Genomic DNA, 19580 nt, shown 5'->3' on the forward strand with positions numbered 1-19580 from the left:
GGCTCGCCGGACCGTCGGATCACGCCAGAAGGCCGGGTCGGCCCGTCGGGCGGTCGGCCCGTCCTGGCACGAGGCGCATCGTGTACCGGCGTTGAAGCGGCTGAGAAGGGCACCGCAGCGCGTGCACCGCCGCTGTCCGCTGTCGACCATGGTCGGCATTCTCCCTCGCTCTGCGACCGCGCGGACACGTTCCGCTGGTCGGGCTCATAAACACTCATAGGCGTGGGCCTTCGTGGCGGCCATCGTGGTGGAGCACCACCGACCGGAGCCGCGTGACGCGACTCCCCGGACGTGAGGATCCGACCTGTGACCTCCTTGACCCTGCCGCCCCGGCCTCCCGGGTCGCCGCCGCTGGCCCATGCCTGGCAGACGCTGGCGGACGGGCTGCTGACCCAGCGGCTTCATCTCCATCTCGACGAATGGCGGGCTGCTGTCGCCGAGGAGAAGGCGCTGTCGGACGTGCCGGGCGCCGATATCTCCGTGCTGGCCCAGCGCCCGTCGCCGCTGCCGGTGGGCGACGGGTCCGCGATGGCGCTGCTGGAGGACGCCGGGCTTGGCTTCTGGTGGGAGCTGCCCCAGCGGCACGGAGCGGAGTCGCGGAACCAGTGCGGGACGCTTCACCGCGCCGCCGACACCGCTGCCCAGAGCCTCCTCGCGGAGGAGTCCGGGGCGGCCTGGTCCGACGCCGTGACCGCCGTCAGCGCCGCCGCCGCGTGGTGGGTGGGCTTCTTCACGGTCATCCGCCACCGCGGGGTGCACCACATCACGCTGGAGCCGCACCAGGGCCCGCTCCATGAGCAGGCCCTGGGCACCGCGGTCAGCGTCGTGGCCCACGGCATGGCCACGCGAGTGCTGGAGGCGGCGCTGCACGACTCCGACGACGACCCGGCCCTCCGCGCCGCGTACTGCCGGGCCGTCGAGGCCGGCATCTGCGCCGAGCCCGAGCTGCCCCAACTGGTAGACGAGTTGGCGGAGCTGCGGCTGGTGGACCTGGTGTCCACGACGGCCCGCTGGCGGGGCCGCTTCACCAAGTACGCCGGTGGCACGGGGGCGGGGCAGGTCGAATGAACCACCGTTATCCGTTCATCGTCATCGAGGGGCTCGACGGCACGGGCAAGACGACGCTGCGCAAGGGCCTGTTCCGGCTCTGGGAGGGGCTCTACGGCGTCACCCCGCTGTGCGTGCTCACCACCAACTTCCTCGCCGCCGGCCAGGCCGCCGCCATCGTCACCGGCAAGTCCCAGCCGAACGCCGGGAACCGTGACGCCCACCTGTCCGCGATCGCGGCGGACAAGCGGGCCACGCTGGATCGCCTCGTGCTCCCCCAGCGACCGGCCCGGCCCGTGATCGCGGATCGCTGGCTGCTCAGCGAGCTGGCCTTCTTCGCCGTGAAGCACGGCATGAGGGCGTCGGAGACCTACGAGACGCTGGCCGCGCACCTCACCGTGGCCCCCGATCTCACGCTCGTCCTGGACCTGGAGACCGACGTCTCGATGAGCCGGGCGCAGGCCCGCCAAGGTGACGCCGTCCGGGCCGACTGGGACGTACACGACGTCCAGAGCCGGGTTCGCGAGACCTACGAGGCCGTGGTCACGAAGCCCGACGCGTTCCCGCTCCTCGGCGACGTGGTCCGCCTGGACGCCCGCCGGTCCCGGTCCGAGATGTTGCTCGCCGCCTGGGACGTACTGCGCGAACGGCAGCTGGTGCCGTCGCTTGCCGCCCATGCGGAAGGAGGAGAGATCCATGGCTGACGACACGAAGGCGACGCGTCTGCGTGAGGCCCTCGACGACAGCGAGCGGAAGCACCCGCTCCTGGCGATCGGTGCGGTGAACGCACTCGCCGCGCACGTCGCGGCGGAGGCGGGCTTCGATGCCCTGTGGGTGAGCGGTCTGGAGGTGTCCGCGGCCTCCGGGCTGCCGGACGCCAACGTCCTGGGCCCCCGGGACCTGTCCGACGTGGTCGCCTCGCTCGGCCGTGTCACCGAGCTGCCCGTCATCGTGGACATCGACAACGCGGGCGGCTCGGGGCGCACGGCGGAGCGGTTCGCGTACGACCTGATGCGCGCCGGAGCCGCGGCAGTGTGTGTCGAGGACAGCGCGTACCCCAAGTGCAACAGCTTCGCGGCCCACCGGGCCCAGAGCCTCGCCGACCGGGACCTGTTGTGCGAGCAGGTGGGGCGCATACGGAAGCTCGCTGGTGACGGCCTCGTGGTCGTGGCCCGCACCGAGGCCCTGATCGCAGGCGAGGACATGGCTACGGCGATCGCCCGCGCCGAGGCGTACGCCGAGGCCGGAGCGGATGCGATCCTCATCCACTCCAAGGACGCGACCGGTGATCAGGCGCGGGTCGTCGGGCGTGCGTGGAGCCACGGCGCGCCGCTGGTCAGCGTGCCCACGGCGTTCCCCGGCCTGAGCGCTGCCGAGCTCGACGAGGCCGGCTTCCACCTCTGCATCTACGCGAACCAGCTCAGCCGTGCCGCCCTCGCGGGTATGCGCACCGCCGCCCGTCAGTTCCGGCGCGGAGGGAGTTTCCGCTCCACCGTCGCGGGGTCCCTCGCGGAGGTCGGCGACCTGATGCGCGTCGGCGAACCGGAGGCGCTGTCGTGCCTCTGACGCCCGAACTGCCTCGGATCAGTGTCTCCGTGAAGGCGGCGATCGTACGCGACGGCACCGTCCTGCTGCTGTCGTACGACGACGAAGCCGGGTTCCACTACAACCTCCCGGGCGGCAAGGCCCAGGTCGGCGAGGACCTGCGCCAGGCCGTGAACCGCAAGGTCGCGCAGGAGACCGGCCTGCAGGTCGTGGCCCGGCGTCTGCTGTGTGTCGTCGAGTACGTCCCCGAGTCGTGGCAGGGCGAGTTCGGAGACGTACAGAAGGTTCAGTTCAACTTCCTCGCGGAGCAGGTGGACGACGCCGAGCCGCGCATGCCGGAACCGCCGGACCCCCTCCAGGTGGGCTACGAGTGGGTTCCGCTGGAACGTATGAGCGACGTGTACCTGCTGCCCCGGATCAACCGCCCGCTGTCGGCGGCGTTGAGAGGGGAACTCGCCGACCCCTTCGTGGACAGGTGGTGACCTTCATGGATCCGACGTTGAAGGATCTGCGGGAGTGGCTGTTGCGGGAGCACTCCGGAACGGTCTGTGCCGACCGGCTCCGGGTGATCGCCGACGAACTCGCCGACATGACCGCCCGCGGTCTGCCGGGAGCCGTGGTCGAACTCGGCTGCTACAGGGGCGCGATGGCCCTCTGGACCCGTAGCGTGCTCGACTCGCTGGGCGACCGCGACCGCGAGATCCACGTCTACGACTCCTTCCAGGGCATGCCCGCGCCCGGCGCCGAGGACTCGGACCATCTGTCGGCGGGCGAGCTCCGGTCATCCCCGGACGACGTGCGAGCCACGCATGCGGCCTGGGGCAGGTCGGCGCCGGTCATCCATCCGGGGTGGTTCGACGAGACCCTTCCCAAGGAGTTGCCCGACGAGATCGCGTTCGCCTACCTGGACGGCGACTTCCACGACGCGACCCTCACGGGACTCACGCACTGCGTCACCCGCCTGGTGCCGACGGGCGTGTCGCTCGTCGACGACTACGCGGACACGGCGGTCAATCCACGGGCCTGGGACGGGCTCCCGGGGGTGAAGCGCGCCTGCGACGCGTACTTCGGCGCGCCTTCGCCCGTGACCGTCGTCGTCGGCGAGGGTGATCTGGCCTTTGGCCGGTACGAGAAGCCGGGGTCCCTCGGATGAGCGCAGTCCTCGTGGTGCGCGGAGCGGCGGATGCGGGTGCGATCCGCCGCGCGCTGCCCGGCGTTCTCGTGCACGACTTAGTGGACCTGAACTCGCCCCTGCCCTCCGACACGGCTGTGGTTGTCCTGCGTTCCGGTGTCCGACTCGGCGAGCGGGAGCTCGACGCACTGCCCCGCCTGCGGCACGTCGTACGGACCGGCTCCGGCATCGACCACATCGACGTAAGCGCCCTCCAACGCCGTGGCATCACGCTGCACCGCAACGCCGAGGCCGGCGCTGGCGCCGTGGGAGAGTGGGTCCTCGCCGCTGCCCTCGCCCTGGCCCGGCGGATCCCCCTGGGGCAGCACGCGCTGCTGCTCGGCCAGCACGAGAAGCACGCGTGCATGGGAGCAGCACTCGGCACCCTGGCCGCGGGTATCTGGGGCGCGGGCCCGGTGGGGCTGGCCGCCGAGTGGGCCCTCGCTCCCTACGTGGACCGCACGGCCTTCGCCACGTGGCCGTCGAACCCTCCCGGTCTGCGTGAGCTGTCGCAGACAGCGCTCATGGAGCAGTCGCAGGTGCACGTGATCGTTCTGCCGCTGCGCCCCACGACCGAACATCTCATCGGCGAGGACTTCCTCGCACGCGTCTCTCCGCAGAGCCCTCTGCTGATCTGCGCAGGGCGCCTGGAGACCCTCGACGTCGCCGCCTGCCTGCGGGCACTGGCAGACGGGAGGCTCTCGGGCCTCGCCCTCGATCCGGTCGAGCGGGAGCACCTGCCGCTCCTCACCGGCTCCGAGACGCCGCTCAACCTCCTGGCCTCGCCCCACATCGGCGCCCAGCGCACCGACGTGCGCAGCGCGCTCGACCGATGGGCCATCGCTCTCCTCAAGGAGATCACCGCTGACGACAAGATCCTGATCGAAGGAGGCCACCGGTGAACCCATCGGCACGACTGCGCCGGGAGATCGCCGACAGAGTCGCCCACGAGCTGATCGCGTCCGGCGAGGCCCGCGAGGTCTGGCTGGAGGGAGCCCTCGCCTGCGGCTTCGCCCACGCGGCGAGCGACGTCGACCTGCGCGGCATCGTGGACGGCGCCCTTCCGGCGTGGGAGTCGCGCATCGTGGACGGCGTCCGTGTCGACCTCCAGGCGGCGGCGCCGCAGCGGGCGGAGGAACTCCGTCATCTGCTCCGCTCCTTCGACGTCCGCCGCGACGACCTCGGATCGTTCCGCCGGGTACGCGCCTCGATGCACGACCTCATGTGTCTGCGCACCGCTCTCTCGTACGGCTCCGGACGCTGGGATCCGGTGCTCGATCCCGGGGAGCGCCGGGGCTACCGACGCTGGGCGGTCGCCGACCAGGCCGAGATCGCGGCGAGTCTCGCCGAGGACCTGACCGGTCTCGTCGAGGACGGCATGGCCGAACCCGTCGGCGTCGTGTGCCGGAAGCTGGAGATCTGCCTCACCGCGCTCGAGTGCGCGGCGGCCGGCCATCCGGTCCTGGGCGACAAGTGGCTGCCGCTGCTTGCCGACGCTCCGTTCGGTCCGCCGATCCACCCGGCCCGCGCGGAGACGTGGGAGTGGTTCCGTCCGGTTCAGCGACGCGTGGCCAGAGCGCTCCTGGACTGCTGGCCCGTCGACGACCCGCTGCAGAAGCCTCCCAACCTGACTGCCCCCGACGCCGGCTGGCTGCCCCAGCGGTACGCCGACGGGTGGTTCCTTCGCCGCGGCGACGTCCACATCCCCATCACCGGCGGACAGCTTCTCGGGTGGCTGTCCATGGTCTCCACCGATGGCGCGTAGACCGCGCCTCTCCTCCTCAGGAGTCCTCTGATGCCCCTCACCCGCACCGCCCCCATAGACCTGAAGACTCTCCACGCCCCGCTGTCGAACACCGGGCCGGACACGGCCGTCTCCGTCATCCTCAAGCTCCGCGGGGAGACCTGCGACATCGACTGCCTGTACTGCTTCGAGAAGCGCAAGGAGTCGCCGGGCGGCGCCCGGATCAGCGCCGCACAGGTCCACCGCCTCGGTTCGATCTTCTCCGGGCGTCCGCTCAGCGTCGAACTCCACGGCGGAGAGCCCCTGACCGCCGGCCGGGAACGGATCACGGAGATCCTGGACGCGCTCGCCACACAGCCGAACGTCATCCGCGTGAGCCTCCAGACCAACGGCCTCCAGCTCGACGACGCCTGGTTGGACCTGTTCGAGCGGCACTGTCCGGAGCTGGAGATCGGCATCTCCCTCGACGGGGACGCGCTTGGGAACTCGTGGCGCGTCGGGTACGACGGCCGCCCCACGTACCCCCGAGTAATCGAAGCCCTGGAACTCCTCGGCCGTCGGGAACGCCGCGTCGGCGTCATCTGCGCCGTCACCCCCTACGTCCTCGGCCGGGCCTCCGAGGTCATGGAGCACCTCGCCTCCTTTCCCGCCGTGACGACGGTCAGCCTGGTGCCGTGCTTCGACGCGGCGGTCACCCGGTCGACTACGGTGGCTGGATCCCGTGCGCCGACCAGTCGGGCACTCCAGCGACGAGCCATCGGCCCCACCGGCCCGGCCTGGGCCGTCACGCCACGCCAGTACGCTGACTTCGTGCTGGAGTCCGCCCACCACTGGGTCGCCAGCGGCATGTTCCGCCACGTCAAACTGGAACCGGTCGTCTCGGTCATCCGCCGCCTGAGGGGCCTGCGCACCCGCTCCTGTCACTTCTCCGACCTGAAGTGCGACCACGTCCTCACCCTCTACCCCGATGAGCGCCTGGGAAGCTGTGACGAGTTGCCCTGGCCGCAGGCCGGCCTCGACTCCCTCGGCGACGTCCACACCGAGGCGGACGTGGCCAGTGCCCAGGGCGGCTCTCGCTTGCTTCAACAGGCACGCTCCCTGGCCACGAAGTGCACGACCTGCGACTACCGCGACACCTGCGGCGCGGGCTGCCCGGCGGTCCGCCTCCGCTTCGCCGCTGCGGGCGACGAAGACGCGTACTGCGACCACCGCATACGCCTGATCGACGGCGTCGCCGCCCTCCTCGCCCAACCGGAACTCCCGCCCGGCGCCTCCTGTTCCCGGCTTCACTGGCGTCCCATCCGCCCCAACGACATGCACCACGTCGCGGCGTTCCTGGCCCGGTGGGACGACCCGGCGGCGCCCCGTCCGCCCGCGCGCCTTCAGGTCAGCGCCCACTGCAACATCAACAGGGTCGGCCTCCCCGGCGTGCAAGAGGCAGACGATCTCGACCCCCACCATCCCCAGTGGCACGAAGGCATCGAGCCCGGTATCCGCCCGGTCATCGACGCGCTCACCTCAGGCTGGAACACCGTCACCTATGACAGCTGCCAGGGCCACGCCTATGCCGACCTCCCCGGAGCCGAGTCCCGGTTCCTCTCGGTCGGCATCCTGCCACGCGACCGCGCCGAGTACGCACGTACAGCGGCGCGCCTGTGCCGCGCCGCCAGCCGAGCCGAGTCCTCCCTGCCCGGGGCGTGCTCGCTGGTCCTCGGTCGCAGCGAACTCACGTGCCGCAGCACCGGCAGGATCTATCCGACGCTCGACCTCCATCTCGTGCCCGCTGCCGGCACCACGTCGGCCGAGTACTTCGGGGACCTCGCCCAAGCGGTGCACGTACTCACGGTGGCCCTGGCCGAAGCCGCCTCTGTCCCGCCCTCCACCCCCTGCGCGTGCGGAGGCGAGCAATGATCCACATCGCCGAGACTCTGTCCACCCGTACTGTGGAGGGCTTCCTCAAGCCGGACGAGATCGAGCGACTCAACCTCGTCATGGACGACACGCTCGGCTCCCTCGGGCGCGACCGGCACGGCACGGCCCGCCGCACCACCATCCACGAGATCCCCGGTCACTCCCCCGCCGAGGCGCAGGACGTATACGAGCCGGCCGGCCGGATCGAGATGACCGACATCCCGTACGAGGCGACCACCGTCCTCGACCAGGCCCTGACGCTCCACATGTCCGCGATCACGCGCGCGCTGCCATCGGTCACCGGCCACCGGCCGTGGATCTACCTGGAGTACGGCCCCGGCCAGTACATCACCCCGCATGCCGATGGCATCGCCCCCGACCCCGTCACCCGTCCCCGCCAGATCGCCGCCGCGACGGTCACGCTCACGGACATCCACGACACCGGCGGCGCGTTCTACGTGGAGACCACGGGCAGCGACGCCGTCTGGACCGCCGACGAGGCACCGATCGGATCGGGTTACGCCCAGGGAATGCGCTTCGCACTCGACGGGACTGACATGTCCTCCCCCTGGTTCCGAACCATGCCCCGCACCCGATGGAGCGTCGCACCCGCTCCCGGCACGCTCGTGGTCTTCGGAAGCCAACTCGTCCACGGCACCGAACCTGTCCGCACCGGCCGCGTACGCAAGTTCCTCACGCTCTTCGTCTCTGACCAGGGAGCCCCGCCACCATGACCGGACCCCGTAGCCCGCCCGAACCCGCCCATCCCACAACCCACGGCCCCGATCAGAGGAGAGAGCGAGCAGTGGCAGAAGACAAGACGTTCGACGAGTTCCTGGAGGCGGTCGCGTCCCTGCGCGACAGCGACACCGTGCGCACCACCGCGCACACCTCCAACGCGGCCACCGAGACCTGGCTTGCCAACACGGCGGAGCCCGGCACCACCAAGCCCACCAGCACCTCCTGACCGCCACGGGGCCGGCCCATCCAGGGGCCGGCCCCGTCCCGCACCCCTGGAGCTCAGATGAGCGCTCTCTCCCCGGAAGCTCTGGTCACCCTCGACGGCATCGCTGACTACCAGCACCGCCGGACCAGCCGCATCGCGGCCGTACTCGGCAACCGCCTCTGCTCGTCCGCCCTTGACTACGCCGTGGCCCACCACCTGCTCGAAGGCGCCGAACACGCGGCGCGCGCCCGGGACGCGGACCGCCTCGCCTGGTACTGCAAGACGACGACGCGAGACCTGCCCCGCCTGTCCGCCGACCCGCACATCGTGCTCAACCCGCGCTCCGCGGACCTCCTCCACTCGGAGATCTCCGAAACCGCGTACTACCTCGTTGGCCCCGACACCAGCCCCGCCCCACCCGAGGTCCTTGGCCTCGTTCGTGCCGCCATCGCCTCCGCGACCGAGCACGGCTTCGGGACCCTGCTCACCCAGCACGCCCCCGTCATCTGCCTGCTCAACCGTCGCCGACTCGACGAGACCCTCCACAGCTGGGCCCTCACCCGCCTCCCGGGCACCGTCTTCACCGACTACACCGCCCACCCCGAGGTCCTGGCCCGCGACCTGATCCACGAGGCCGCCCACAACTGGCTCAACGACACCCTGGCCGCGTACGACGTGGAGCTTCCCGCCGACGTCACCTTCTTCTCGCCCTGGCGGGGAACTCCCCGTCCCCTATACGGCTTTCTTCACGCCTGCTGGGCCTTCTCCCTCACCGTGCTGTACGTACGGGAGGCGCGGTGCAGCGCCACGGGCGCCGTCGTACCCTTCCTCGACGCCCACCTGCGCCAGCAGGCTGTCCAGTTCGCTGCCGCTGCCGCTGCCGCTGCCGAGTGCTTGGATCAGGCCCTCTCGTACGTGTCAGCAAACGAAATCCGTGATCGCATCGGCCGCGCAGTCGGCGAGGTCGTGGGTCCCGCATAGCAACCGCCTGAGTTCGGTGGGGACCCTGCGGTGCTCAGGATTCGGCTGCCTCAGCGTGCATCTTGAAGCCCTGAGGACCACGCTCCTGGGTCAGTTCGGTCTCATTCGCTCCCGTCCGGCGCAGTCCAAGACCGCTGCCACCACCCGCTCCGCCCCAGGTCAGAACGACGGTACTCCTGCAACGGCTGGAGGCGCACAGTCCTTTCCGTCCGTCCGCGAGTGCCGCCAACATCTGCAGGAACTGTCCGACTCCGTTTGATGTCGACCGCCTGACCACCGAGGACGAGCCCGCATCGGTGAAGAGACTGCAAGACTGCAGGGATGGCCGACATGACGACGATCTACGTTGAGGTGGCGCCCGAGTTCGAGCCGGTGCGGGCGGCGTTCAAGGAGAACTTCACCCGGCACGGGGACCTCGGGGCGGCGGTGTGCGTGTACCGGAACGGCCGACCGGTGGTCGACCTGTGGGGCGGCGTGACCGACGCCGAAACCGGTCGTCCCTGGACGCGGGACACGCTGCAACTGGTCTACTCGGCGTACCGGATGTTGTACGGAAGCGTCGTCCTGAGCGACTTCAACAGGGCGAGCAGGTTTGTCTCGCCTGCCACGAGGCCCTCGACCGGTCGGTCGAGATCGATCGGCTTACAGGGCGTCGAAATGGGTGGGCTTGAGCGGTGTGGTCCCGCTGCTGACCGGGAGCCCTATTTGCCGAAGCTGTCGTTGTTCCACGGGATCTCGCCCAGGTTCTTGCGGTGGTTGATGAGCAACTGCTCCGGCGCCAGGGCGAGAAGTCCTCCGCCACGTAGAGACAGGAGAAGGTCATGCCATTCGGCGTGATCCCACGCCGGCCCGAAGTCTTCTTGAGGTGCTGTCGAAGTCGCATCGGCAGGGACTTCTCGGCCTTCCCCACGTAGACGAAATCGTCGTGCAGGTAGAGCTGGTAGACACCGGGGCGCTGCAACAGCTGCTTGATGCTCACGTCACTCAAGAGGGTCCTGGTCAGCTTGGCGAGATCCGCCGCGAGCTGATCGCCGAGTGCCTTCGGGTGAAGCTTCGGGGGAATGTCGGCTCCTCCGGCCCCCTGCTGTCGCCGTCATGGCCCCCGTCGCCCTCCTCGTGCTTCTGCCGCTGTGGAGCGTACGACCTCACACGAGTTTCTGCGGCACATGGGTCGCGATGAGCACTACTCCGCGGTATGGTTCTGGCTGCACTGAACTGCTAGGGGTGGAAAATGCAACGGACGTCGGTGGAGCTCTTCGCGGGCGGGGGCGGGCTGGTCCAAGCCAGCACAAACACCGGCTTCCGGCACCTGCTACTGAACGAGTTCGCGAAGAGGGCGTGCGAGACGCTTGAGAGCAATCGCTTCGAGGCGTTTCCGGCGGACGTCGATTCCGATGTGCTGGCCAAGTGGCTGGACGAGATCGATAAGCAACGCGCGTTGGGTTTCGAAGCCGCAGGCGCCGCTGAGCGGCCCCAATACCCTCCCCTGATCACCGGCGACGTCCGAGGGTTGGACATGCGCTTCCTCAGGGAGCGAGATGTTGACCTTCTGGCCGGCGGGCCACCATGCCAGCCGTTCAGCCTTGGGGGAGTCGCGAAGGGTGACGAGGACGAGCGGAACATGTTCCCGGAGATGTTCCGGGCGGTTCGTGAGATTCGTCCCAAGGCCGTCATCTGTGAGAACGTCCGCGGGCTCCTTCGTCCGTCCTTCAATCCCTACTTCGAGTACATCAAGCGCGAACTGTCCCTGCCGTTCGTGAAGCGCCGACGGGGTGCCACGTGGCAGGAGCACGACCACGCGCTGCGGGAGCGACTCGACGCGAAGGACACCGATCCGGTGGAGACCTACGAGGTCACCCAACACGCCGTGAACGCCGCTGACTACGGGGTGCCGCAGATCCGCAACCGGGTGATCCTCCTGGCGTTCCGCGCTGACCTGGGCGTGGACCCGGATCTGGTCAAGCGCGCTGTCGCGCGCACCCACTCCCATGCGGCCCTCGCGCGGACGATCCTCGATGGCTCCTACTGGGACCGCCACAAGCAGGCAGGCGCCAAGATCCCGAAGCGCGTCATCGATCTGGTGACCTCGCGCTACGCGAATGAGCAGCTGTCGTTCGAGAGCGGGGATGAGGAGCTCCAGCCATGGCTCACCCTTCGAGACGCGGTAATGGGGCTCCCCAAGATCAACACCAGCATGTTGGACAAGACGACGGAACAGGGCGGATTCCCCGACCATGTCGGGTGGCCCGGAGCCAGGATCTACGACGGACACACGCCCAACGAACTCGACCGACCGGCCAAGACCGTCAAGGCCGGGGTGCACGGTGTGCCCGGTGGCGAGTCGGTCATGCAGCTCGACAACTTGGTGCGTGACGAGAAGACCGGCCATTTGCGCCCCGAGCACCGCTACATGACCGTGCGCGAGACTGCCCGGGTCATGACATTCGGCGATGACTGGAGCATGGCGGGCCCGCGTGGTGAACGCATGAGGCAGCTGGGCAACGCGGTTCCCGTGAAGCTGGGCGAGGTGTTCACCAGCGCCGTCGCGAAAGCCCTCGACGACGCGGAACGGCGCTCATGAACGACGCCGCCGAATCCCGGCAAATGGGCTGGAGGGACAAGCCGCCGCCCGAGAGGGCCTGGCGGGGACGGCAGGGACGGACGAGGAAGGCGATCGTCGCCGAACAGGATCGTGCCGCGGGTGGTCGGGAGGGCCGCTATGTCAAGCGCAAAGACGGCGACTACGCGCTGGCCTCGATCACGCTGAAATTGTTGCCCAGGACTCGTCGGATCAGGGCCTATCTCCGCTGGTCGGAGGACGGGCGTTCGCCCGCTCTGTATGTCGGGGAAGTGGAGCACCTGACGCGTGCGGCGAATCTCGAACAGGCTTGGCGGATCGCCAAGGACCGGGGATTGGTTGGAGAGCGTCCTCTCCCGGAAGGGTCGTGGGCGTCGTCCCCTGCCACGCGGTCAACAATGCGCGGGAACCGAGGCCGCGACACGGCACCGGAACTACGTATCCGCTCACTGCTGCACCGCGAGGGTCTGCGCTACCGAGTATCGGCGCGGCCGCTTCCCGGGCTGCGGCGAACCGCCGACCTCGTGTTCACCCGCGCCCGTGTCGCCGTCTTCGTGGACGGGTGCTTCTGGCACGGGTGCCCCGATCACTGCCGCCCAGCACGCACGAACAGTGACTTCTGGCGCGCCAAGATCGACGCAAACCGGGCCAGGGATGCCCAGACCGACCAGTTCCTGGCAGAGGCGGGATGGCGCGCCATCAGAATTTGGGAGCACGAGGATCCCGTACAAGCGGCGGGCCGGGTCGCCGCAGCCGTTCGCGACTTTGCGGCACGGAGTGATCACAACGTTCCGTGATTCAGAAGATCGTCGATGGCGTCGGAGGCCCGGCGCAGGACGATACGCCCGTCGCCGTCGCTGAACGCGAGCAGGTCGTCCCCAACGTTGATGCCGGCCTCGGCCAACAGCCCCAACGGTAGTTCGACGCGTCCATCGGGCTCTACGGATACCTCGGCGGGTTCACGGATCACGGGAGGAGTCTCCCAAGGACCGTCGGCGTCTGCCACCGACACTGCGGATCGTCGGGGGACCTTGCGATTGCGACGGTTGGCGGCTGGATCCCGCAACGTGCCGTAGACCCCTCAAGTGGATGGAGTGGCAGGGGGAACTTACCGCCGATTGTCAGTGGCGCCCTCTACCCTCTTCATCACGCGTACGGCTCTACCCGAGCCGCGCGCCGAAACGCTGCCCGCGGCAGGGCTTCCTTCGGCGTGCCCGCGCGAGACGAGGACAGGGGGTCCACGTATGAAGATCACTCCTTCCGCGCGTGTGCTGCGCATGCTCGGTGAGATCGAGTTCGACGAGTGGCAGTGCATCGCGGAGCTGATCGACAACGCCTTCGACGACTTCACGGAGATCCATCGATCCGGGACCCCCTGGGCGGGCGGATATCGCGTCAGCGTCGAGCTCCCCGACTCCGCGCAGGGCCAGCTCGTGATCACCGACACCGGTCGCGGCATGACGTACGACCGGCTGGAGCGGGCCGTGCGGGCCGGCTGGTCGGGCAACGACATGCACGACAAGCTCGGCCTCTTCGGCATGGGGTTCAACGTCTCGACGGCGCGGCTCGGCAAGCGCACGCGCGTCCTTACCACGCGCCAGGGCGACACCGAGTGGATCGGTGTGGAGATCGACCTGGACCGCATCGGGGACGACTTCGAGGCCGAGGACATCACGGAGCCGAAGGCCGATCCCAACGAGCACGGCACGCGTATCGTCATCAGCCGCCTGCATCCCACGCGCGCTCGATGGCTGCAGAAGAACGGCTCGGCCCTGCGTAACATCCTGGGACAGGTCTACTCCTGGATCTTCCTGAACCGTCCGTTCGAGCTGTGGGTCGGCGGCTTCCAGGTGAAGCCTGTCCGGCACTGCCGTTGGGGAGACGACCGCTCGGTCCTCTACAACAACAAGGAGCGCATTCCCGCCTACATCGAGATCGACCAGAAGCTGGAGAACGGTCTCGCCTGTGGTGACTGCGGACAGTGGCAGCTCACTGATCGCGACGCCTGCGAGGACTGCGGGAGCGATCGGCTCACCGTTCGTGAGCGCCGGGTGCACGGGTGGCTCGGCATCCAGCGTTACATGCACAAGCACGATTATGGGATCGACTTCCTGCGCAACGGCCGCAAGATCCTCCGCTGGGACAAGCAGCTGTTCACCTGGCGCAACCCTGACGGAGCGGTGGGCAACGAGGAGCCGGAATATCCGGTGGACCTCGCCCACCAGGGCGGCCGCATCATCGGGGAGATCCACCTCGACCACGTCCCGGTCACGTACCAGAAGGACGCCTTCGAGTACGGCGACCGCAGCTGGCGCTCGGCCGTCGAGATCGTGAGGGGGGTCGCGCCGCTGCTGCCCCAGCGCGCGGCGAACCTTGAGTACGAGGAGAACACCAGCCCGCTCGCGCTCCTTTTCAAGGGATACCGTCGTAACGACGCCGGTCTGCGGTACCTGGTCCCGGGAGACGGCCGCAAGCCGATCCACGACGACACCCGTCGGTGGGGACATGAGTTCCACCGGGGCAACCCTGACTACCAGACCGATGAGCGCTGGTGGCAGGCGGTCGAGGACCACGAGGCGACCAAGAGCAGGGGCAAGAACGCGAAGGCGGCCGCCGTCACCCCGGGAAAGCCCGACGAGGCGGCCGTGATGGAGGCGCTTGGTTTCGACGGCGCGGAGATCGGCAGTCCGAGTTCCCCCGCGACCGGTCCGGACGAGACGAAGCCCGGTGCCCAGGCGCAGCCCCCGGAGGACGGCGAGTCCGCTCCCGCCGCGCCGACCCCGGAGAAGCGTAAGGAGACGCGGCAGGAACGCGTCACGCGCTACATGGAGAACTCGACCACCTACCCGGGCTTGAGCCGTTCCTTCGGCCACCCGCGCGTCGGCTTCGTCGAGGTCGAGGCGCGTCGGCTCACGGTGGGAAGCCTGACCGACGAGAACCTCCACCCCACTCCCGTCCTGCTGGACCAGCGCGGCGGCAACACTCTCGTAGCGTTCCTCGACCTCGATCATCCGATCTTCCAGAGGTTCGGAGCGGACCCGGCAGATCTGCTGCTCGCGGAGATCGCCGTGCTGCTCAGGGTGCAGACGAGTTCGGAGTGGAGCCACTCGGAGCTCATCGCGGCGATCCGGGCGGAGTCGCTGCCCGCCAGCGCTCTGGACGCCGAGATGATCAGTGCCGAGGCCAAGGAACTGCTGGCTGAGGTCCGCCGCCGGATGGCGTCCGAGCTGGACCGCGCCGGCGAGCCGGAGAAGGCGTTTCAGTTTCTCTCGCCCGATGAACTCACCCACACCGAGCACACCATGATCGCCAACGGCAAGGTCACCCGTACGACCGACCTCGGTGCGAGCGGTGAGTTCCTGCTGCACGTGCCCGCCCTTTTCCTGGTTCGTCTCGTCGAGTCGCTGCCGTCGCTGTTCATGGACAACCGCGTCTTCCAGGGTGTCTACGAGGGTGTCGCCTCCGCGTCCGCGCGGCGGCTCAGCCTCGCGCGCACGGTCGGCTACCTCTCCGACGTCGCGACGCAGGCGACCTACGCCGGGGCCAGCCTTCCGGACCAGCTGCTGCGGACGAGGCTGAGTATTCGTCTGCTGGCCGACGACCTCGCGGAGGAGAAGTGAGCGCCGTCTTCCTCTCGGCGGACGAGTTGCTGAGGGGAGGGCCAGTGGGTCTCACGCATGCCGTCGAACGGGCCCTCTGGTACCTCGGCTTCAACGACGTGCGTGTCATCGACGGCGCCGGCGACCAGGGCGCGGATCTCTTGGCGGTACGCGGTCGGGAGCAGTGGGTCTTCCAGTGCAAGTGGAAGGCTGGAGGGAAGGTCGACCGGAGCGGTGTCGACGACCTTGAGCGCGCGCGTACGCGCTACCGCGCGGACAAGGCCATCCTGGTCACCAACACCGACATCAACGCGGCGGCGGAGGCCCGCCGCGTGGCGCTCAACGGAGTCGGAGTGCCGATCACCGTCTGGCACGGGGCGACCCTGCGGTCGATCGGGGACCGCATGCCCGAGACCGTTCCCGCGAAGTACGCCCTGCGCCCGTACCAGGCCGAGGCGGCGGACGCGGTGGTCCGGGACCTCGACGCCAACGGCACCGCGCTACTCGTCCTCGCGACGGGTCTGGGGAAGACGGTGGTGGGCGGGGAGATCATCAGCCGTCACCTCAAGACCAATCCGAACGCCAGGATTCTCGTCGTCGCGCACATGAAGGACCTCGTCGCGCAGCTCGAGAAGGCGATGTGGCGGCACATCCCCAATTACGTTCCCACGCGCCTGCTCACGGGAGAAAGCCGACCCGAAAGCCTCGACGGAGTCGTGGTCGGAACGGTCGAATCCGTTCTCAGTGCCGTACGCGTGGGCTACCGACCCGACCTCATCATGATCGATGAGACGCATCACGTGGCCGAGACCGGCAGGTTTGCGGAATTGCTCGACCTGTGTGGGAATGCTGAGCAGTTCGGCGTGACGGCGACACCCTGGCGCGGCGACAAGTTCGACATCACCTCCCGCTTCGGATATCCGAGCTTCAAGATGGGCATCGCGGAAGGCATGGCCGCCGGCTTCCTCTCCGCTGTCGACTACCGGCTGTACGTCGACAACGTCGACTGGAACGTCGTCCGGGACGCCAGCGTGCACGGTCAGTCGATCAAGGACCTCAACAAGTCCCTGTTCCTGCCGCAGCGCGACGAGGAGATCATCGAGCACTTCCGTGAGGCGTGGCGGACCACGACGGAACCGAGGGCCATCGTCTTCTGTCAGACCATCGAGCACGCCGAGCACATGGCCCGGTTGTTCGCCTCGTCCGACGCGGCGTGGGCCAACGCGTCCTTCCTGCACAGCGCACTCCCGCGGCAGCGACGCCAGATCCTGCTGAACGAGTTCCGGCTCGGCCGGGTGCCAGTGATCACATGTGTCGATGTCTTCAACGAGGGCGTCGACGTCCCGGACGTGAACCTCATCGCCTTCCTGCGGGTCACACACAGCCGGCGGATCTTCGTCCAGCAACTCGGCCGCGGACTCCGACTCAGCCCCGGCAAGGAGGCCCTGAGGGTCCTCGACTTCGTGACCGACATCCGCAGGGTGGCGGCGACCTTGGACCTCCGGCGATCGCTGGAGGCCCAGGAGAGCGAGCACCTGCGCGTACGAATGCCGCACGCCTCCCGTATCCAATTCAGCGACGAGACCGTCGGGTCGCTGATGGACCACTGGATCCAGGACGCGGCGGACCTTGAGACCAAGGCGGACGAGGTCCGCCTTCAGTTCCCTCTGACGACTGGAATCGAATGACCAAGTATGCGATCCCCTCGGACCTGGAAGAAGAAGTCGTGCGTCTCCTCTACAGGCGGGCCGCCGACCTCAACTGGACCTATCTCACGGACACCGAGCGCACCCGTCACTATCAGGCGTGGACCTCCGACCCCGAGGTGGGAGGACGGCTCCTCCCGTTCATCGGGAAGCCGGAGAACATCCGGCCGTGGCTCAAGGACAGGCCCATGAAGGAGTACATCCGGGCGACTTACGGGGTGGGCAAGTGGGCTCCGCTCGTGGCCAAGCCAGCCACTCCGGTCAGCGCTCTCGTCGACAAGGCCCTCGGTCACGGCTGGAACGTCGACCTTGAGACGCTCGACATCAAGCCGCTCTGCGTGACGATTCGCCACGAGGACGACGAGGAGATGGAGCGGCGCTTCGCCTGGGCGCCCATGCGCGACTTCAAGCATCTCGCGTGGGCGGCCATCGCGTCGCAGGCCGGCGGCGACCCTCTGCCGTGGGTCATCTGCACGGTGGACTCGTTCGTTCGGAAGATCACCCCGGAGCAGAAGGCGACCAATGAGCGGATCGCGAAGCGGCTTGGTCTGATCAGCGCGCACGTTACCGATGGCTGAACGGGGCTCCGCCATGACGAGGGACGCCGACTGGCTTCAAGCTGCTTTCGGTGCGCTTCCCGCCCGGTCACGTCGCATGATCGAGGATCGTGCCGACGGGAAGACCCTCGGAAGTATCGGGCAGGAGCATGAGGTGAGCCGCGAACGGGTCCGCCAGTTGCTCCTGAAGGCGCAGGAGCATCTCTGTCTTGTCGCCGACGCCTTCGTGGATGACTGGCGTGATCGGCTCACCACCCTCACCGAGCGCTCGGCCGTGCCCCAGTCCGAGGTGTCGGCGTTGTTGGGCGTACGTGACCAGGTGGCCGTGGAGGCTCTTGTCGAAGCGGTCGGGGCTGAGCACCCATTGACGTGGGCTGGTCGTCTGCGCGGCTGGTGGACCCGCAGCCCTGGCGCACTGGAAGTGCTGCTTCGGCGAGGAGTGGAGGAGGCGCCGCTGCGTGGGGAGGACGTAGCGGTGACCTTTGCGGCTGCCGGAGTACCGGACGAGGTCCCCTTGCTGGATCTGCTCGGACATCCGGATAGCCCTCTGGTGCCTGGCTTCGGGGGAACTTGGCTGCGCCGTCGCGCCCGCGGAAGGGACGCGGCCTACCTCTTCCTCCTGGCGAATGGCGAACCCTGCCGCGCGGAGGAGTTGCTGGCGCCGACCGGGATCAGGCGGAAGTCCGCCGTCGCCGAGGCGCTCAGGCGGGACGAGAGGTTCGTGCAGCTCCGTCTGGAGGGTAAGTGGGCGCTGGCCGAATGGCCTCAACTGAATGTCACTCCGTATCCGAACGCTATGGAAGCCCTCGTTGCTGTGCTGACCGAACTGGGGCCGCTGCCCAAGGACGCTCTCTTCGTGAAGGTCGGCGAGCGCTACCCGGTGACCCTGTGGCGCCTGCACCAATGCCTGCTGGACGACAGGGTGGGCATCACGGAGGATGGCTTGATCGAGCTGGTCGCGCGAGGTGCTACCCCAATCGAGGAGAGCGAGCCGGCACGGCCGGCGAGGATGGCCGTCGATCCTGCGGGAAACGTCTTTGGCGTCCGGCTCACGGTGGACAAGGACATCCTTCGGGGTAGCGGCGTCGTCGTCAGCAGCTGGCTCACATGGCAGCTCGGAATGCGACAGGCCCCTATGGTCAGGACCTTCTCCATCGCCGGTCACCCCACACCGATCGTCCTCAAGCGGGCGACGAGCGCGGCCCAGATCTCCAGCCTGCGGGTGCTGGTGAAGGAGAACGGAATGGTGGGCGGCTGCGAATTCGTCCTCTTCCTCCGCACGGACGACTCGACGGCCCGCATCGAGCACGCGTGCACCCTACACATCTGCCCTGCGGCGATCGGGTCTGCCAGGACAGATGTGAGACCGCCGGGCGACTCCGCTCTTGAGCTGTCGCCGTAGGAGTTCGGTGAACCCCTGACGAGGGGCCGCATGGGGCAACGGGAGAAACGATGATGGCGGCCGTGCAGGTTAGGCTCTTCCTCTCGGGAGCCCGGAGGGTCGGGCTCTGCTGCAACAGGCTGTCAAACGTCCAGCGCGTTAGCGGACGGGATGGCACGGACCGGGTCTGGCTGGCATTGAGGCAGTCGACGGGACTCAGCCTGGGAGCCATCTGGGAGCCAACCCACTCCCCGAGTCCCCTCCAAGCCACGTGACACCAACCGATACCACGCTTCCGACCTGCGGAAATGCCATCGAAGCTGGCAGGCTCACCAACCGAACCTCATTCGGGACGAAGAGGTCGTGGGTTCAAATCCCGCCACCCCGACTGTGAAGTAGCAGGTGAGGGCCGGT

At 68.5% G+C, this 19580-nt stretch carries 18 protein-coding genes and 1 pseudogene; 18 read left to right on the forward strand and 1 reads right to left on the reverse strand.

All coding sequences use genetic code 11. The annotated features are described in order from the left end of the window. The first annotated feature begins 306 nt into the window (after nucleotides 1-306). From HPT28_RS13005 to HPT28_RS13070, 14 genes and pseudogenes are all read left to right on the forward strand, one after another. A complete protein-coding gene (locus HPT28_RS13005) occupies nucleotides 307-1068 on the forward strand; it encodes a hypothetical protein (RefSeq protein WP_219091198.1) in 762 nt (253 codons plus the stop codon). Further along, a complete protein-coding gene (locus tag HPT28_RS13010) occupies nucleotides 1065-1751 on the forward strand; it encodes a thymidylate kinase (protein WP_219091199.1) in 687 nt (228 codons plus the stop codon). Before HPT28_RS13005 ends, HPT28_RS13010 begins: the two co-directional genes overlap by 4 nt. Further along, a complete protein-coding gene (locus tag HPT28_RS13015) occupies nucleotides 1744-2613 on the forward strand; it encodes an isocitrate lyase/phosphoenolpyruvate mutase family protein (protein ID WP_219091200.1) in 870 nt (289 codons plus the stop codon). The genes HPT28_RS13010 and HPT28_RS13015 overlap by 8 nt, the downstream gene beginning before the upstream one ends. Further along, entirely contained in the window at nucleotides 2604-3074 is a 471-nt protein-coding gene (locus tag HPT28_RS13020; RefSeq protein ID WP_219091201.1) for an NUDIX domain-containing protein, read from the forward strand. Before HPT28_RS13015 ends, HPT28_RS13020 begins: the two co-directional genes overlap by 10 nt. Before the next feature lie 5 nt (nucleotides 3075-3079). Continuing rightward, the gene (locus tag HPT28_RS13025) at nucleotides 3080-3745 is read left to right on the forward strand and encodes a TylF/MycF/NovP-related O-methyltransferase (RefSeq protein WP_219091202.1); all 666 of its coding nucleotides are present in this window, start codon (nucleotides 3080-3082) and stop codon (nucleotides 3743-3745) included. Beyond that, nucleotides 3742-4665 carry a D-isomer specific 2-hydroxyacid dehydrogenase family protein gene (locus HPT28_RS13030; protein WP_219091203.1) on the forward strand — a complete coding sequence of 308 codons (924 nt, stop codon included), beginning with the start codon at nucleotides 3742-3744 and terminating at the stop codon, nucleotides 4663-4665. Before HPT28_RS13025 ends, HPT28_RS13030 begins: the two co-directional genes overlap by 4 nt. Next, a complete protein-coding gene (locus HPT28_RS13035; protein WP_219091204.1) occupies nucleotides 4662-5528 on the forward strand; it encodes a hypothetical protein in 867 nt (288 codons plus the stop codon). The genes HPT28_RS13030 and HPT28_RS13035 overlap by 4 nt, the downstream gene beginning before the upstream one ends. A 30-nt stretch (nucleotides 5529-5558) precedes the next feature. Then, nucleotides 5559-7418, forward strand: a complete 1860-nt coding sequence (locus tag HPT28_RS13040) for a radical SAM/SPASM domain-containing protein (RefSeq protein WP_219091205.1) — start codon at nucleotides 5559-5561, stop codon at nucleotides 7416-7418. Continuing rightward, entirely contained in the window at nucleotides 7415-8152 is a 738-nt protein-coding gene (locus HPT28_RS13045) for a 2OG-Fe(II) oxygenase (protein WP_219091206.1), read from the forward strand. The genes HPT28_RS13040 and HPT28_RS13045 overlap by 4 nt, the downstream gene beginning before the upstream one ends. A 71-nt stretch (nucleotides 8153-8223) precedes the next feature. After that, nucleotides 8224-8385, forward strand: a complete 162-nt coding sequence (locus HPT28_RS13050; RefSeq protein ID WP_219091207.1) for a hypothetical protein — start codon at nucleotides 8224-8226, stop codon at nucleotides 8383-8385. Nucleotides 8386-8442: 57 nt separating this feature from the next. After that, nucleotides 8443-9345, forward strand: a complete 903-nt coding sequence (locus HPT28_RS13055; protein WP_219091208.1) for an HEXXH motif-containing putative peptide modification protein — start codon at nucleotides 8443-8445, stop codon at nucleotides 9343-9345. 330 nt (nucleotides 9346-9675) lie between these two features. Further along, nucleotides 9676-9882: pseudogene (locus HPT28_RS13060) on the forward strand (serine hydrolase); the annotation flags it as partial. A 709-nt stretch (nucleotides 9883-10591) separates the two neighbouring features. Further along, on the forward strand, nucleotides 10592-11926 hold the full coding sequence (locus HPT28_RS13065; RefSeq protein WP_308119198.1) for a DNA cytosine methyltransferase: 1335 nt from the start codon (nucleotides 10592-10594) through the stop codon (nucleotides 11924-11926). After that, nucleotides 11923-12720 carry a very short patch repair endonuclease gene (locus HPT28_RS13070; protein ID WP_257578524.1) on the forward strand — a complete coding sequence of 266 codons (798 nt, stop codon included), beginning with the start codon at nucleotides 11923-11925 and terminating at the stop codon, nucleotides 12718-12720. Before HPT28_RS13065 ends, HPT28_RS13070 begins: the two co-directional genes overlap by 4 nt. Here the strand turns inward: HPT28_RS13070 and HPT28_RS13075 are convergent. Beyond that, the gene (locus HPT28_RS13075; protein WP_046422080.1) at nucleotides 12705-12893 is read right to left on the reverse strand and encodes a hypothetical protein; all 189 of its coding nucleotides are present in this window, start codon (nucleotides 12891-12893) and stop codon (nucleotides 12705-12707) included. The two genes, HPT28_RS13070 and HPT28_RS13075, sit on opposite strands and share 16 nt — an antisense overlap. Nucleotides 12894-13167: 274 nt before the next feature. Between HPT28_RS13075 and HPT28_RS13080 the strand changes: the two genes are divergently transcribed. From HPT28_RS13080 to HPT28_RS13095, 4 genes are read left to right on the forward strand one after another with little or no spacing between them, the layout of a single operon-like run. Continuing rightward, on the forward strand, nucleotides 13168-15543 hold the full coding sequence (locus HPT28_RS13080; RefSeq protein WP_219091210.1) for an ATP-binding protein: 2376 nt from the start codon (nucleotides 13168-13170) through the stop codon (nucleotides 15541-15543). 44 nt (nucleotides 15544-15587) lie between these two features. Then, a complete protein-coding gene (locus HPT28_RS13085) occupies nucleotides 15588-17210 on the forward strand; it encodes a DEAD/DEAH box helicase family protein (protein WP_308119200.1) in 1623 nt (540 codons plus the stop codon). Continuing rightward, nucleotides 17207-17806 (forward strand): hypothetical protein, encoded by a 600-nt coding sequence (locus tag HPT28_RS13090; RefSeq protein WP_219091212.1) that lies wholly within the window; start codon nucleotides 17207-17209, stop codon nucleotides 17804-17806. Before HPT28_RS13085 ends, HPT28_RS13090 begins: the two co-directional genes overlap by 4 nt. Before the next feature lie 13 nt (nucleotides 17807-17819). Beyond that, nucleotides 17820-19187 carry a sigma factor-like helix-turn-helix DNA-binding protein gene (locus HPT28_RS13095; RefSeq protein ID WP_257578527.1) on the forward strand — a complete coding sequence of 456 codons (1368 nt, stop codon included), beginning with the start codon at nucleotides 17820-17822 and terminating at the stop codon, nucleotides 19185-19187. The last annotated feature ends 393 nt before the right edge of the window (nucleotides 19188-19580 follow it).

This window comes from Streptomyces sp. JJ38, assembly GCF_019303475.1.
Lineage (GTDB): Bacteria > Actinomycetota > Actinomycetes > Streptomycetales > Streptomycetaceae > Streptomyces.

What these genes read in the sequence shown, in the direction of transcription:
- HPT28_RS13095 (WP_257578527.1), top strand. Translation starts at nt 17,820, where the DNA reads ATGACGAGGGACGCCGACTGGCTTCAAGCTGCTTTCGGTGCGCTTCCC.
- HPT28_RS13090 (WP_219091212.1), top strand. Translation starts at nt 17,207, where the DNA reads ATGACCAAGTATGCGATCCCCTCGGACCTGGAAGAAGAAGTCGTGCGT.
- HPT28_RS13080 (WP_219091210.1), top strand. Translation starts at nt 13,168, where the DNA reads ATGAAGATCACTCCTTCCGCGCGTGTGCTGCGCATGCTCGGTGAGATC.
- HPT28_RS13045 (WP_219091206.1), top strand. Translation starts at nt 7,415, where the DNA reads ATGATCCACATCGCCGAGACTCTGTCCACCCGTACTGTGGAGGGCTTC.
- HPT28_RS13015 (WP_219091200.1), top strand. Translation starts at nt 1,744, where the DNA reads ATGGCTGACGACACGAAGGCGACGCGTCTGCGTGAGGCCCTCGACGAC.
- HPT28_RS13010 (WP_219091199.1), top strand. Translation starts at nt 1,065, where the DNA reads ATGAACCACCGTTATCCGTTCATCGTCATCGAGGGGCTCGACGGCACG.
- HPT28_RS13040 (WP_219091205.1), top strand. Translation starts at nt 5,559, where the DNA reads ATGCCCCTCACCCGCACCGCCCCCATAGACCTGAAGACTCTCCACGCC.
- HPT28_RS13030 (WP_219091203.1), top strand. Translation starts at nt 3,742, where the DNA reads ATGAGCGCAGTCCTCGTGGTGCGCGGAGCGGCGGATGCGGGTGCGATC.
- HPT28_RS13070 (WP_257578524.1), top strand. Translation starts at nt 11,923, where the DNA reads ATGAACGACGCCGCCGAATCCCGGCAAATGGGCTGGAGGGACAAGCCG.
- HPT28_RS13025 (WP_219091202.1), top strand. Translation starts at nt 3,080, where the DNA reads ATGGATCCGACGTTGAAGGATCTGCGGGAGTGGCTGTTGCGGGAGCAC.
- HPT28_RS13055 (WP_219091208.1), top strand. Translation starts at nt 8,443, where the DNA reads ATGAGCGCTCTCTCCCCGGAAGCTCTGGTCACCCTCGACGGCATCGCT.